The organism is uncultured Algoriphagus sp. (genome assembly GCF_963974835.1).
Lineage (GTDB): Bacteria > Bacteroidota > Bacteroidia > Cytophagales > Cyclobacteriaceae > Algoriphagus.
In genome coordinates this window covers 237,094-251,451 of the sequence record NZ_CAXBET010000004.1, presented here as the reverse complement: position 1 = coordinate 251,451, position 14,358 = coordinate 237,094, and the positions used below count along the sequence as shown (strand labels likewise).

The 14,358-nt window shown below is 36.3% G+C and carries 14 protein-coding genes; 8 read left to right on the top strand and 6 right to left on the bottom strand.

What is annotated here, in order from left to right; genetic code table 11:
- Positions 1-65: 65 nt before the first annotated feature.
- Both AACZ73_RS10980 and AACZ73_RS10975 read right to left on the bottom strand, forming a co-directional pair.
- The gene (locus AACZ73_RS10980; RefSeq protein ID WP_339877786.1) at positions 66-764 is read right to left on the bottom strand and encodes a DUF4397 domain-containing protein; all 699 of its coding nucleotides are present in this window, start codon (positions 762-764) and stop codon (positions 66-68) included.
- Between the two features lie 223 nt (positions 765-987).
- Positions 988-1,482, bottom strand: a complete 495-nt coding sequence (locus tag AACZ73_RS10975; RefSeq protein WP_339877784.1) for a DinB family protein — start codon at positions 1,480-1,482, stop codon at positions 988-990.
- 137 nt (positions 1,483-1,619) lie between these two features.
- On the opposite strand from AACZ73_RS10975, the gene AACZ73_RS10970 reads away from it, so the two are divergent.
- Complete coding sequence (locus tag AACZ73_RS10970; protein WP_339877782.1) at positions 1,620-2,576, top strand: YafY family protein; 957 nt, start codon at positions 1,620-1,622, stop codon at positions 2,574-2,576.
- Positions 2,577-2,583: 7 nt separating this feature from the next.
- On the opposite strand, the gene AACZ73_RS10965 is transcribed toward AACZ73_RS10970, so the two are convergent.
- Positions 2,584-3,024, bottom strand: coding sequence for a DinB family protein (locus tag AACZ73_RS10965; protein WP_339877780.1), 441 nt, complete (start codon positions 3,022-3,024; stop codon positions 2,584-2,586).
- A gap of 4 nt (positions 3,025-3,028) precedes the next feature.
- Entirely contained in the window at positions 3,029-3,988 is a 960-nt protein-coding gene (locus AACZ73_RS10960; RefSeq protein WP_339877778.1) for an NAD(P)-dependent alcohol dehydrogenase, read from the bottom strand.
- A gap of 439 nt (positions 3,989-4,427) precedes the next feature.
- Between AACZ73_RS10960 and AACZ73_RS10955 the strand changes: the two genes are divergently transcribed.
- Positions 4,428-5,231, top strand: coding sequence for a hypothetical protein (locus tag AACZ73_RS10955; protein WP_339877776.1), 804 nt, complete (start codon positions 4,428-4,430; stop codon positions 5,229-5,231).
- Between the two features lie 124 nt (positions 5,232-5,355).
- Here the strand turns inward: AACZ73_RS10955 and AACZ73_RS10950 are convergent, their stop codons facing one another.
- Together AACZ73_RS10950 and AACZ73_RS10945 are read right to left on the bottom strand one after the other, a co-directional pair.
- Positions 5,356-6,351, bottom strand: a complete 996-nt coding sequence (locus tag AACZ73_RS10950) for a DHH family phosphoesterase (protein WP_339877774.1) — start codon at positions 6,349-6,351, stop codon at positions 5,356-5,358.
- 160 nt (positions 6,352-6,511) lie between these two features.
- Complete coding sequence (locus tag AACZ73_RS10945) at positions 6,512-7,117, bottom strand: DUF6438 domain-containing protein (RefSeq protein WP_339877772.1); 606 nt, start codon at positions 7,115-7,117, stop codon at positions 6,512-6,514.
- A gap of 629 nt (positions 7,118-7,746) precedes the next feature.
- On the opposite strand from AACZ73_RS10945, the gene AACZ73_RS10940 reads away from it, so the two are divergent.
- The 6 genes from AACZ73_RS10940 to AACZ73_RS10915 all read left to right on the top strand — a co-directional run bounded on the left by AACZ73_RS10940 (position 7,747) and on the right by AACZ73_RS10915 (position 14,353).
- Positions 7,747-9,129, top strand: a complete 1,383-nt coding sequence (locus tag AACZ73_RS10940) for a polysaccharide biosynthesis protein (protein ID WP_339877770.1) — start codon at positions 7,747-7,749, stop codon at positions 9,127-9,129.
- 33 nt (positions 9,130-9,162) lie between these two features.
- Positions 9,163-9,579 carry a M67 family metallopeptidase gene (locus AACZ73_RS10935; RefSeq protein ID WP_339877768.1) on the top strand — a complete coding sequence of 139 codons (417 nt, stop codon included), beginning with the start codon at positions 9,163-9,165 and terminating at the stop codon, positions 9,577-9,579.
- 6 nt (positions 9,580-9,585) lie between these two features.
- Positions 9,586-10,974 (top strand): molybdopterin-synthase adenylyltransferase MoeB, encoded by a 1,389-nt coding sequence (gene moeB / locus AACZ73_RS10930; protein WP_339877766.1) that lies wholly within the window; start codon positions 9,586-9,588, stop codon positions 10,972-10,974.
- A gap of 487 nt (positions 10,975-11,461) precedes the next feature.
- Positions 11,462-12,514 carry an SDR family oxidoreductase gene (locus AACZ73_RS10925; RefSeq protein ID WP_339877764.1) on the top strand — a complete coding sequence of 351 codons (1,053 nt, stop codon included), beginning with the start codon at positions 11,462-11,464 and terminating at the stop codon, positions 12,512-12,514.
- 6 nt (positions 12,515-12,520) lie between these two features.
- The gene (gene rfbC, locus AACZ73_RS10920) at positions 12,521-13,045 is read left to right on the top strand and encodes a dTDP-4-dehydrorhamnose 3,5-epimerase (RefSeq protein ID WP_339877762.1); all 525 of its coding nucleotides are present in this window, start codon (positions 12,521-12,523) and stop codon (positions 13,043-13,045) included.
- Positions 13,046-13,057: 12 nt separating this feature from the next.
- Positions 13,058-14,353, top strand: coding sequence for a Gfo/Idh/MocA family oxidoreductase (locus tag AACZ73_RS10915; protein ID WP_339877760.1), 1,296 nt, complete (start codon positions 13,058-13,060; stop codon positions 14,351-14,353).
- The last annotated feature ends 5 nt before the right edge of the window (positions 14,354-14,358 follow it).

Below are 14,358 nucleotides of genomic sequence, written 5' to 3'. Positions count from 1 at the left end.
GAGGAAACAAAAAAAATCCCGTTCTGAATAAAAGAACGGGATTTTTCATTGTAATAGAGCAAAGATTAGTAATCGATATAGTTGGTCAATAATTGCAAATCAAGCTTTTTAGGATTTTCAGTAGTGACTTCAAATCCTCTTACCACTAGTGTATAAACTCTGTTTCCTTTAAGCTCCAAATTGGTAGCAGTAGCGAGGGTTTTTCCAGTACTTGATACAACCTTAAGGTTATACGTGTCTTTATCCAGACTTTCAAATTCAGAATAGAACTTAAATGCCAAGTCACTGAAAAAAGCAGTCTCATTATCATCGATAAGAAGTGAAACCTCTCCGGCATCAGGAGATAGATTTATCATTCTTATCTGTGCTTCATCTGCATTTGGCTCAGACCAATCATCATCCACTAATACAGCGTCTAGTTCTCCCGCATTTTCAACCATAAACATGGAATAAACTGAATCGACTTTTATCTCAAATTCCTTTTCCAAAAGCGAGGTCACGGAATTGCTCTCTGAGAATTTGAATAGTCTATCTCCAGGATAAAAGTTGCTGTAGGATAAAACTTCAGCGTACTTCAAAGGAAAATTGTTCACTTGATTTTGATCCGCATAAATGATCACTGCAGGGCTGCTAGGCGCTCCGTTGTAAATGGAGATGTATCCTGCATCTGGATACTCTATAGGATCTAAATCGTCCATACATCCGGTCATTGCTAAAGTTCCGGTAAGTAGTGCGACAGTTGTAAGAGATTTAAGATTCTTCATAGCGAAGGATTTTACACTCATCATAAGTAATCGTTGGTTTAGTTTTAATACTTTACCAAGACGCATTATAGTTTTTATTCGCTACAGCAATGAATAAAATCTTTTGTGATATGAGTACGAAATATCTTTTTCATTTGTATTCCGATTTAGGAATCTTTTCTATAAAAGAAGGTGGTCCACATTTGTAGCCCACCTTCCTTATTTTTGATAAGTAATTAGAAAATCAATATTGCTCCCAAAAATTTGGAGGAGTAATACCCAATGCACGCAAATAAACAAACCCTTGCGCGCGATGGTGGATCTCGTTGTCTATAATATAGAATAAGGTACTATAGCCAGTGCCTTCGTATTGTCCAAATGCCACTATTTTTTCCTGAAATTTCTCAAGAGTGATTTGATCCCAATATTTTTCGATCAGATCTGTCGATTTATCCCAACTTGCCAGAAGATCAGCTTTTGTAGTCAATTCCGGCTTTTCTTCATCCAGTGCTTCCCACTTATCTGTGGCCAAGCCTATGGCTGTAGGAGCTCCCATACTCAGCATTTCTTTCATCAGCTGCGCAAATGTTCTCATTCCTCCAATGCTGAATTCGAAAAGTTCTTTCTCAGGAAATGCTTCCAGCGTCCTGCGGGTGACTTTGCGATGTCCTAGCCAGTGGGTCAAAAGTTGCGATTTGTCTATGATTTGGGCTGCGGATGTTGAAGTTGTTGTTTCCATAGTTATGTGTTTTTGTTTATTAATATTCAAATTAAGGACTGACTTGTGTCAGCCCTATGTCAGTAGGATTTGGAGAGGCGAAAGATTTTTTGATTTTTTTCGATTTTCTTTACTAGCAAATCTTCAAGAAATTTTAGATGAACAGAATAGATAGACTTACGGCCATTCTCACCCACTTGCAATCAAAGCGTACAATCAGAGCGGCAGAGCTTGCTACACGTTTTGAGGTGAGCTTGCGGACGATCTATCGGGATGTGAGATCACTAGAAGAGTCTGGAGTACCTATCGTAGGCGAAGCAGGCCAAGGGTATTCTTTAGTGGAGGGTTATAGACTTCCGCCAATCATGTTTAGTAGGGAAGAGGCATTATCCATGTTGGTTGCCGAGAAACTGGTGGAAAAATCGCTTGATGAGCAAAGTAATAAGTCATTTAAAGAGGCACTTATAAAAATCAAAGCAGTGCTGAAGTCTTCCGAAAAGGATTTGCTTGTAGAAGTGCAGGATACTATAAAGGTTTTGAAGTCTAATTCATCTGATGGAGCGAATAAATCAAGCAAGGCCTTTCAGACCATACTTTTGAGTATATCGGAAAAGAAAGTAGTGGCAGCGACTTATGTCACATTTGATCCTGAACACACCACAGAGCGGGAATTGGAGCCTGTGGGTTTGTTTCATTCGTTTGAGCAATGGTATTTAATGGCTTATTGCCGTCTGAGAAATGATTACCGTACTTTTCGCTTGGATAGATTCAGTTACCTTCATATCACTGATATTTCGTATTCGACTGCTAAGCATCCTTCCCTGCAATCTTATTTGGACAAGGTTTCTAGTGAGAGGAAGCTTCACCAGATTGTCTTGGAGGTTCCAGATAGCTCTTTGAAGTATCTAGTCAATTCTAAGTATAATAACGGCTTTGTTTCAGAAACAAGAATTGATAAAACCACAGAAATGACTTTTATGAATTCATCCATCGAGGGTTTTGTTCGCTGGATCATTTCACTTGGAGATGTAGTAAAAGTAAAACAACCCGAACTACTTAGAGATAGATTAGCAGAGCTAATTAGAGAAATCAAAGAAATGCAGGGTTTTTCGTAAGGTCATCCTATTTTTTATAGAAAATGTAGTCTGTTATAGGTGGCTCAATGCCGCTAAGTCTTAGATCGGAAATGAGTTGACCTTTATGATGAGTGAAGTGATTGCAAATATGGAATAATATCTCCTGAATAGAATGTTCATAAGCTCCACCTTTGCTGTTTACATAGTTTACTCTCTGGGATAGATCATATTCCGCAAGAATAGAAAGGGTATCTGAGTAATTGGAATCATCAAAATTTTTGCAGGCATCTAAGGTGTGAAGTTGATGAACACCTAGTGAAGATTTTATTAATATTCTCGAATTCCATATTTGGTGAGCATTGATAGTATGGGAAAATAGAGGAATAGTTCGGTCACTTAGTTTGCCGTAGTTTTTAATAAATATATCTGCCAACTTCTGATTGAAGTAATGGTGATAAGCAAAAATATCCTCAAAGAATTCTTTCATGTGCTTAAATATTAATTATAACATTTCCGGTTTTTTGACCTGACAACACGTACTGGTATGCTTCATCAATAGCATTCAGTGGGTATTCGCGATCAATCACTGGTTTAAATTCTCCTCTTTCCATTAATAATTTAATATACGGAAGCGTTTTACTCAGACTATATGGAACAGGAAAGATTACTTTTTTATCTCCAAATAGTGGTGTGAAAAGAGCTAAGAAAATGTTCTGAGAATAAGGCCCTAATTCCGAAGAAATATAGATACCGCCCTTATTCAGTAGATGTTTACATTTGCCAAATGTACTTTTACCAACAGAATCAAAAATGAAATCATATTTATCATCATCCATTGTAAAATCCTCTTTTGTGTAGTCATAGACTTTGTCAGCTCCAAGGGATCTAATTAGCTCCATGTTCTTAGTATTGCAAGTCGCAGCGACATAGACGTTCAATGTTTTTACAAATTGTAACAGCGCCGACCCAATCGCTCCAGTGGCACCATTGATCAATATCCGATGGTCTGATTGGATATCAGTTTTATGGATAAATGTGTATGCATAGTGAGCACCTTCCAGACTAGCTGCTGCCTGCTGGTAATTAATATGGTTTGGGATGCTCAAAATATTGTCTTTTGGTTTTATGACCATATACTCAGCCTGTGATTCCAGTCCCGTATCAGTAAATCCGAATACACGTTGATTGACCTTGAAGTCTTTTATATTTTTTCCAGTTTCCACTACTTCACCGGCGAAATCAGTTCCAAGCACAACTTTTCTTGGCCTAAAAAATCCTAAGACAAAATGCATTATAAAGGGTTTTCCGGTAAGATTGGCACAATCCGTTCTATTCACAGTTGTGGCATGCACACGTATCAGTATTTCATCATCTTCTGGAATTGGCTGATTGATTTCTTCAACACGGATTACATCAGGACTTCCATATGATCTTCTAATTGCGGCTTTCATTAAAAGGTTTTCTTTTCTAGATGCTGTTTAAGAGGTAAGTCAAGAATTGAATTTAAAAATCTATAATAATTATAATGAATATAATTGATATGGATGGTTCCCAAAATCAAATAGATAATGATAAACGTCGTGGGGAATATATTACCCGATTCAGGGAAACTTAACGCAAAGGCAAATAATTATTTAAGAAAGTGTCTTTGTAAAGTAAGAGGTTTCATATCAACTTAATTAAAATGAGTGCTAAGATCTTGGAGGAAGCATGTAGCTATTCGAATGCTCCTGAAGCTAATTACGAAGTGTTTTTTTGGAGAATCTATTATGGTGAATCGTAGATTTTATTCTAAGATGAATAACTTTGAATACGAATAGCATTCTATGTGGCGATGGAATGGCATTTGAGACTTTTATAAATATATTAAAACACAAAAAATTGAAAATTATGAATGTAAAAATATTAGGTACAGCAGCTGCAGCACTTTTAATCGCGGTAAGTTGCCAGCCGAAAAAAGCAGAAAATGAAGAAGTAGTAGCGGAAGACATGGAAATGACTGCTCCAGCAGAAATTTCAATTGAAAAATTTACTAATACACCTGCCTATGGATCTTCCTCGCTAACATTGAAGCAACCATCTAACACAACTATCGCAAAAGCTGGAGAAGTTGATTTTGCTTTTGAAGTAGGAGATTATGAATTAGGAGCACAAACTGAAAAAAGTGGAATGGCTACCAATCTTGCCAATTCAGGTGATGGTCAACACATCCATTTTATTTTGGATAACATGCCTTACTCTGCTCACTATGAGCCAGAATTTAAGCGTGAGATGCCTGAAGGCACTCATTATTTAGTTGCATTTCTTAGCAGATCCTACCATGAATCAGTGAAAAATGATAATTCATTTATTGCTAAAAAAATGGTTGTTGGTAATGCCAGCGATGATATGGATGTTGATTTTGAAAAGCCAACATTGATCTACAGTCGTCCTAAAGGTGAATATACTGGGGCAGATACCGAGAATTTGTTATTGGATTTTTTCTTGTTAAACACTACGCTTTCTGAAAGTGGAAACAAGGTAAGAGCTACGATAAACGGCAAAGAGTTTATGATCACGGAATGGGCGCCTTATGTAATTAAAGGCTTACCTAAAGGTGAGATTTCAATTAAACTGGAATTGCTGGATGCTGATGGAAACTTAATCCCTGGCGGATTTAATGAAGTTACCAGAACAGTAACCCTAAAAGATTAATTAAAAGTTAAAAACCACCATATATTGGAACTCCGTGTAATTAGTTTACACGGAGTTTTTTTGTGGGGAATTTCTGGAAGTTGCAATGGAGAAGTGTCAAAAATATGTTATTCTAAATGTTGTATTAGAAAATTTTCACAAATAGGGATCTTAATTTATCCAATGTCTCTGACATTGTTGCCTCACTCATTCCTCCGGCAGCATTAGCATGTCCACCTCCATCGAAATGCTCAGCCGCCAACTCATTTACAGGATAATCTTTTCCTTTGGAACGGAAAGATATCTTGATGATTCCATCCCGCTCCGAAAGGACAATAGCGGCCTTCATTCCTTTAATAGACAAAGCAAGGTTTGCCAAGCTGTCCGTGTCACCTTTTTTGTAATTGTACTTTGCCAACTCTTCCTTGGTGAGGGAGATGATTGCGACGTAGCAATCTTCTAGAATTTCCATTTTTTCAGACATCGCAAATCCCTGCAAGCGAAGGCGACTTGCCGTATTTGTATCATTCAGGAGTTCATGGATCAAGTTATGTTTAACTCCTGCAGTTAACAACTTGGCCAAGATTTCATGAGTTCTTGGTTTCACGGAATTAAATCGAAAGCTTCCAGTGTCAGTGAGGATTCCCAAGTATAAAGGAGTGCCGATTTTTTCATCCAGTAATGCACCATTTCCTGATTGCTCTATCAATTCTACAATCAACTCCGCTGTGGAGGATACTGAAGTTTCAGAAACGATCAAGGAAGCGAAGTCCTGTGGATCCAAATGGTGATCAATCATTATTTTTGCACAATTGGCAGATTCAAGTAAAGGTTGCATTCCTTTCCCCAAGCGATCAGTAGAATTATAGTCTAGACAAAATATCAGATCTGCTTCATCAAAAAATGCAGTTACTTCATCAGGTTCCTCATCCATAGTGGAGATGGCTGAGAGGTCGAGAAAATCCAGAAAACTTGGTGCTTTGTCAGGATGGCATATTTTAGCTTGCTTCCCAAGCTTTTCTATAAAATACAATAGTCCGAGAGAAGAACCAATAGAGTCTCCATCCGCGGATTTGTGTGCAGTTATAAGAATATTTGAAGCCGATAGAATTTCAGCTTCTATTTGTTTGTAATTATTCATTAAAGGGATTATTAAGGAAAACTGAAGGTTGGGCAGTAGGAGAGCAAATGCTCATAGGTGTCTTCCAAAGCAAAAGAACAAAACTGAACGTATTAAAGTGTATGATTAATCTAATTTTCTTTCAAGTAGAAATGTTGGAGAACTTGTCTTTTTTCACCAATTACTTTTCAAAAGTGATTTTTTCTTCAACTTTAGTTAGATCCTCCTTTTGATCCATAGTATACAAAAATGAAATTAATTCACTGAGTTTTCTTGGCTCAAACATGAATTGGTAATATTTTCTTAAGCCGTTATGGTATAGGATTATGGTCTTAATAGCTCCGTCACAGCATAGAATTTGATTTTGTCCACTTTCTAGCTTTGTGATTTTTGATTGTATAATCAATTCATAAAGCTCATCATATAATTCATCTGGTAACTGACCTTTAAAATTTCCAGAGCGAGCAGAGTCAATTTCATTGAAATTTTCATCCTTAAAATAATTTCCTGAATATTTGATTGATTTATCCGAAGATATCTCCAAATGGATAACAGGACAAGATCCAAAGCAGGTTGAAGTATGGAAAATCAATTTTGAGAAGTTGAATAAACTATCCTGAATTTGTTGTTGATCAGGGAAACCCACAGGTTCGCTCAACCTGAAAAATTGTCCTGATGCTTCATTTTCAGCATTTTGGATGCTTTCATTAATTTGCTTAGCTGTTTCGGGATTCCCAAAGCAAAGTTGAGAAATCACTTGGAAGACGATTAGTAGAGAATATCTCATCATGGTTGAATTTACTTTATGACCATGACGCTGAGCTCAGAATAACGATACATTAGTTAACTGATTTTAACTCGCTAATTATTTTTAAATGAAGTCAAATAAAATCTAATTGAAATACTTAAATATAGGATTAGGAGAAGAGGTAATTATCCCTACATTCGCAAATAATCAGATGTATGTAATAGGTAGGAGTTTTTCTTGCTACCGTATGTGTCCAAGTATTCAATGTTCGTCATAAATATCATGGAGTTTTTCATGAAAATATTTTACATTAAAATGATTAAAAAATGAGATTAATGATGTTCAAACTTTACTCTGATTGGGTATATTTCCGCTTTATCTGGGATCATTGCTTAATTGAAAAATTACAGCATAAAGGGTGCCCCAGATAACTTCTTTAGTTATTTTTCAAGCCTAAATGCTTGCCTATGGCTCCACACAATTCCAATAGCCTCAACCATTCTTATTAGTTAAATGAATTGTCTACATATCAATGTGCCCCAACTGTGGTAGAAATTTTGCGCATGGGATATGAAGAGAAATTCAAGTTAAATAATGGTTTTAATGATGCATAATTTGCAGATAGATGTTTCTGCGTAGAGTTTTTAATTTGCCTACTACAAATACCAATGAAAGATACCGCCTTCAATAAAATATGGAAGCTTTCTCCTAATGTAAGCCAAACTGAATATTATCAAGAACTTGTCCAGCTCACTCAACAAATAATTAACGAATACAAAGATCAGGGGAGGATCGACATAAACCCTCTTGAATCTTCAAGAAAAAGAGAATTAAGCCTCCCTGTTGATTTACTTAATGATAAACTTACCAATGCTACTTGCATAGTTACCGGCGGTCTGGGATGCATCGGTTCTACTTTGGTTACAGAACTATTGCAATTTGATGTTCATGAAATCATTGTCATTGATAAAGTTGATCATAATGGTATTCCATTAGACGAAAGAATAACTTATTATAAATGTGACATTTTAGATGAGGAAGCATTGGCTCAAATTTTTAATAAGCATAATCCTCAAATAGTTTTTCACACTGCCGCTCAAAGAAATCCAGGACTTGCCGAACAGAAAATTTCGGAAACGATAGATACCAATGTTTTCGGCACTTTGAATATGGTAAGAACTGCTGAAAATACACCTAGCGTACGCCATTTTGTATTTTCATCTACGGGAAAGGCCAGCAGATATTTTACAGAGGAAATTTATGCTGCTACCAAGAAAATATGTGAATATCTCCTTGAGGTCACTTCTAAAGAAAGTAGTATAATCTATTCCATGGCTAGATTTACACATATAGTTGATAATAGCTTAATGGATAGAGAAATCCATGAAAGCGTATTAACTGATCCTTATGTAAAAATCCACAATCCAGGGAAATTTGTAACAGCACAGAATGCTAAAGAGGCTGCTTACTTGTTGCTGAATGCATTAATTTATTGTGATGAAAAAAAATGCAACTTCTTATTAGTTAGATATCTTGAATGGCCTGTGGAGAGCCTTGAACTGGCACTTTACTATATATCGACTTTCAAAAAATCTATTCCAATAATTTTTATAGGAAATCCACTCGGATATACTGAGAAGTTTTTTAGGGGTCAAATGGATTGGAGTAAGCCAGCAGATTTAAATTTACTGATTAACGTATATGAGAATCGCTTTCGTCGATTAAATGAAGAAGGGGATATCATCATTTCAAATATTTTGGAATGTTCAGGAACTGTACTTAACAGATGTTTAGATAATCTCCGTTCAGCCACTTCGGATCAAGAGGCAAGGTCAAGTTTAATTGCGGGATTAAAGGACATTGTGAAAGAAACTCTGGTGAGTGCTGACAAGCGTGATACAGTTAGTATTCTAAATTGGGGTTTAGATAAAAAGATCCTTGAAGTAGAACATGCAAAAGCAGAAGACTACGGTCCTATTATCCCGTTACTTTTCCAATCCCTAGAAGGCACGCCACATTTCAATCAAATTGAGCATTTATTGGAATTTTAGATCATGTGTATATCCATAAAATTTTAAGATATCATGTTGTGTATTACAAGCTCAGTTTTTCATCAGCTTTTAGACGAAGTGGAAATGGTTCCTGAGGAATCCTGTGGATTTTTATTCGGGAAAACTGAAAACGGGGATACCAAAATTTGTGAGATTATGCCTGTAAGTAATGTGTCTCCTGATAATAAAGAAGTAAGGTTTTTAATCGATGGAAAGGATTTTATGAGGGCAGAAAAACTAGCTGACGATAATAATTTGAATTTGACAGGTATTTATCATACTCATTTAATAAATTCCGCATATCCATCGGAAACAGATAGGGTATCTGCATTCCCCAATTTTTCATATTTAATAATAGCAATTCCAAACTTAAAATATTCAGATATGAAATTTTGGAAACTCAATAAAAGTAACCAGTTCGAAGAAGAAGCATTTAGAATTTTAAACTAATATTTTATGGCATCAGTATATATTCCTACCCCTTTGCGGAAGTTTACTAACAACACCGCAAAGGTTGAAATACAAGCGAAAAATGTCGACGAAGTTTTAATCAATTTGTCGTCCCAATTTCCAGAAATGAAAAAGCATCTATACACTTCTGACGGAAAGATTCCTTCTTTTATTAATATTTTCGTAGGCGAAGATGATATCCGGAATCTAGAAGAAGGCAAAACTGCCTTGACAGAAAAAAGTGTAGTGAGTATAGTGCCCGCTATTGCAGGTGGTATTGATTTTAGTAAGGAAGAGCTAGTTAGATACAATAGGCACATTATAATTCCTGAATTTGGAATTGAGGCTCAAAAGAAACTTAAAAACTCGAAAGTATTGGTAATTGGGTCAGGAGGCTTAGGTAGCCCAATGCTTCTTTACCTAGCTGCCGCTGGGATAGGAACGATAGGTATAGTTGACTTTGATATTATAGATGATAGCAATCTTCAACGTCAAGTCCTGTACGGTATAAAAGAAGTGGGTCAATCTAAGGTTGAATCGGCTAAGAAGAGATTAACAGAGCTAAATCCCTACATCACCATCAATACGTACAACGAAAGATTTACCTCTGAAAATGCGTTGGAAATTGTGAAAGATTATGACATCGTTGCAGATGGTACAGATAATTTTCAAACCAGATATTTAGTAAATGATGCTTGTGTTTTGTTAGACAAGCCAAACGTTTACGCTTCAATTTTTCAGTTCGAAGGACAAGTTTCCGTATTCAACTATTTAGAGGAATCAGGCGAAAGAGGCCCAAATTATAGAGACTTGTATGCATATCCGCCTCCTCCTGGTCTTGTTCCAAGTTGTGCTGAAGGTGGAGTACTGGGTGTATTGCCAGGGATAATTGGGAGTATTCAAGCGCTGGAAGTTATTAAAGTAGCTTCTGGAGTAGGAGATGTCTTGAGCGGACGTTTCTTTACATTCGATGCTTTGACATTTCAGACCAGAACCTTGAAATTCAAGAAGAATCCAGAGAATCCAATAAGTGGTCAAAATCCTAGTATTACGGAATTAATTGATTATGAAGAATTTTGTGGTCTTAAGACTGAAAAAGAGGTAAAAGAGATTTCAGTTGAAGATTTACATTTATGGATGTCTGAGGGAAGGGATTTTCAGTTAATTGACGTGAGGGAGCCTTATGAATACGATATTGTTAATATCGGAGCTGATTTACTCCCACTATCTAGTATACTTGATCAATCTGACAAAATTGCGAGTGATAAGAAAGTGGTGGTTCACTGCAAAATGGGAGGAAGGAGCAAAAAAGCTATAATGGAACTGGAAGAAAAATATGGGTTTAATAATCTATACAATCTGAAAGGTGGTGTGATCGAATACATAGCTACCTAGGATCCTGAAGCATCAACTTATTGAATTGGACATTCAAGCGGCCAACCTAAACAATAAAATGGCATTATTTGATTTGGCGTAAATCGTATTTTGTATACATTATTTTGCATTCTATTATTCTCCTTATTAATTTTAATTTTTAGATAGGATATGGCAGTAGAAATTTTAAATAGGCCTGTTGTTGTAAATTTATTAATTGAAAGAAGTCAAGATTTTTGTCCTTTGAATTTAATTTCAATCAAACTTTTGGTTAAAGATGATAAGTTCTTCAGTTAACTTTATAGATGATTTTGTAATTTGGTTGAAGTGTAAAAGTTTTGATGTTAAGAGTTTTAACATTAATTATAAACTTAAAAACTCAATAACTTTTTGGCATATGGAAATTAAAACCACCTAAAATGTAAACTATGGAAGTACAATGGCAGCATTAGGTTGGACTGCTTTAAATCTTTTAAAATCACTCTCCAATTCTTGTAAATCACTATAAATGAAAATCCTAATAACAGGAAACATGGGATATATAGGTCCCGGTTTAGTAAATAAATTACGTCAATCTTATCCTGATGCAGAGCTTATTGGATACGATACTGGCTATTTTGCAAAGTGCTTAACTAACGTTGATTATCTTCCGGAGATTAGGTTGCACAAACAGCTGTTTGGAGATGTAAGAAATTTTCAGGAAAGCATGTTTGAAGGAATTGATGCTGTAGTTTATTTAGCTGCGATTTCAAATGATCCTATGGGGAGCAAATACGAAGAAGTGACCATGGATGTTAATTACAGATCGGCAATAAAAATGGCCGAATCCGCGAAGAAACATGGGGTAAAATCATTTGTATTTCCTTCTAGCTGCAGTGTTTATGGCTTGGCAGGAGATTATCCCAAAGTAGAAGCTGACGAGTTGAATCCTTTAACTGCTTACGCTAAATCAAAAGCCGAAGCTGAGAACGGATTGAATGCTCTTGCGAGTGAAGACTTTGTAGTTACTTGTTTTAGGTTTGGAACAGCCTGTGGAAATTCTCAGCGTTTGAGACTAGATTTGGTTTTAAATGATTTTGTGGCAGGTTCAGTAATTTCTAAGGAAATATCCATTTTGGGAGACGGGACACCATGGCGTCCACTTATTCATATATTGGATATGGCTAGAGCGATTGATTTTGGAATCAGTAGAGATGTTAGTAATGGAGGTAATTTTTTAGTAGTTAATACAGGGTCTAGCGTATGGAATTATCAAATTATTGATTTAGCCCAAGCTGTAGCAGATGTGGTACCGGGTGTAAAGGTCTCTGTTAATCCAAATGCCCAACCAGATAAAAGGTCTTATAAGGTTGTATTTGATTTGTTTGAGAAAGTAGCCCCAAATCATCAACCCATTATAGACTTAAAAACAACAGTTAAAGATTTGTATGCAAATCTTACTGAAATGAATTTTAATGACCACAATTATAGAAAATCTCAGTTCATACGACTGGAGGTTTTAAATAGCCTGCAGAATAAAGGGTATTTGAACGAAAGTCTGATTTGGAATTCGCAAAACTAATTACATATGATTTTTACAGAAACGAAACTTAAAGGAGCATTTGTTCTAGAAATTAAGAAGCTTGAGGATGATAGAGGCTTTTTTGGAAGAGCATGGTGCGCTAATGAAATGGCTGATCACGGCTTAAAGTCCGATATAAAGCAAGTTAATATGTCGTTAAGCTTAAAAAAAGGTACTTTAAGAGGCATGCATTATCAAAACGATCCCTTTCAGGAAACTAAAGTTGTTAGGTGTACCAAAGGAGCAATTTTTGATATAATTATTGATCTTCGTAAAGATTCACCAACTTATAAACAATGGGTGGGAGTTGAGCTTACTGAGCATAATTATAAAATGCTCTATGTGCCAGAGGATTTTGCACACGGCTTTATCACCTTGGAAGACAATACTGAAGTGACTTACTTAGTCAGCCAATTTTACACTCCAGGCGCAGAAGCGGGAATTCGATGGGATGATCCTGCTTTTGGTATTGAATTACCTATTGACCCCGTCATCATCACAGATAAAGATAGAACTCACCCTAATTATTAAAATTATAATTCTATGGTAATTGTAGATACTGCCTTAAAAAAGAGAGAATCTGAGAATAATCCAGTTAAAGTGGCAATGATTGGTGCAGGTTTTATGGCTCGTGGTATTGCGAACCAAATAATTAATTCAGTTCCAGGGATGGACCTTGTTGCAATCTTTAATAGAAATGTTGAACGCGCTGGGGAAGTATATCTAGAAACAGGGATTGAGGATTCAGTATATACCTCAAGCACCAGTGAACTGGAGGAAAACATAAGAAATAAAAGATGCAGTATTACGGATAATGCAGATATTATCTGCGAAGCAGATGGTATCGATGCAATCATTGAGGTTACCGGAGCGATAGAATTCTCAGCAAGAATTATTCTGAAGGCATTTGAATATAAAAAACATGTAATTCTCATGAATGCTGAGATCGATGGTACGATAGGTCCTATATTAAAAGTGTATGCAGATAAAGCTGGTGTAATTGTTACCAATGTTGACGGTGATCAACCAGGCGTAGAAATGAATCTTTACCGATTTGTTAAATCCATCGGAGTTAAACCTGTTTTGTGTGGGAATATTAAAGGATTGCATGACCCATATAGAAATCCGACTACTCAGGAGGGTTTTGCAAAGCAATGGAAACAAAACCCAAGAATGGTAACTTCTTTTGCTGATGGTACCAAGATTTCTTTTGAACAGGCAATCGTTGCGAATGGAACTGGGATGAAGGTAGCTAAAAGAGGGATGTTTGGTCCTACTGTAGCTAGTGGCACTCCACTTAAGGACATTTTCCAGAATTTATATCCTTTAGAAGCATTATTAGAAGGAGAAGGAATAGTTGATTATGTAGTGGCTGCCGAACCTGGCCCTGGAGTTTTTGTTCTTGGAACTCATGATGATCCTAAACAGCAGCATTACCTAAACCTCTATAAGCTAGGTACCGGTCCTCTTTATTTATTTTATACTCCTTACCACCTTTGTCATTTTGAAGTTCCTTTGACTGTGGCTCGAGCCGTGATTTTCAACGATGCTGCGCTCGCACCGTTAGGAAAACCCATGGTAGACGTAGTGGCAACTGCTAAAATCGATCTTAAAGCGGGTGAGAAAATTGATGATCTTGGAGGCTACATGACTTATGGATTATGTGAGAATTATGAGACATCTCTAGAAGAAAACTTGTTGCCAATTGGTCTTGCGGAGGGATGTATACTTAAACATGATGTTGCTAAGGATACAGTCTTAACTTACTCAGATGTAATTCTCCCTTCAGATAGACTTTGTGATAAATTAAGAGCTGAGCAGGTTGCTTATTTTAATTGATGTGA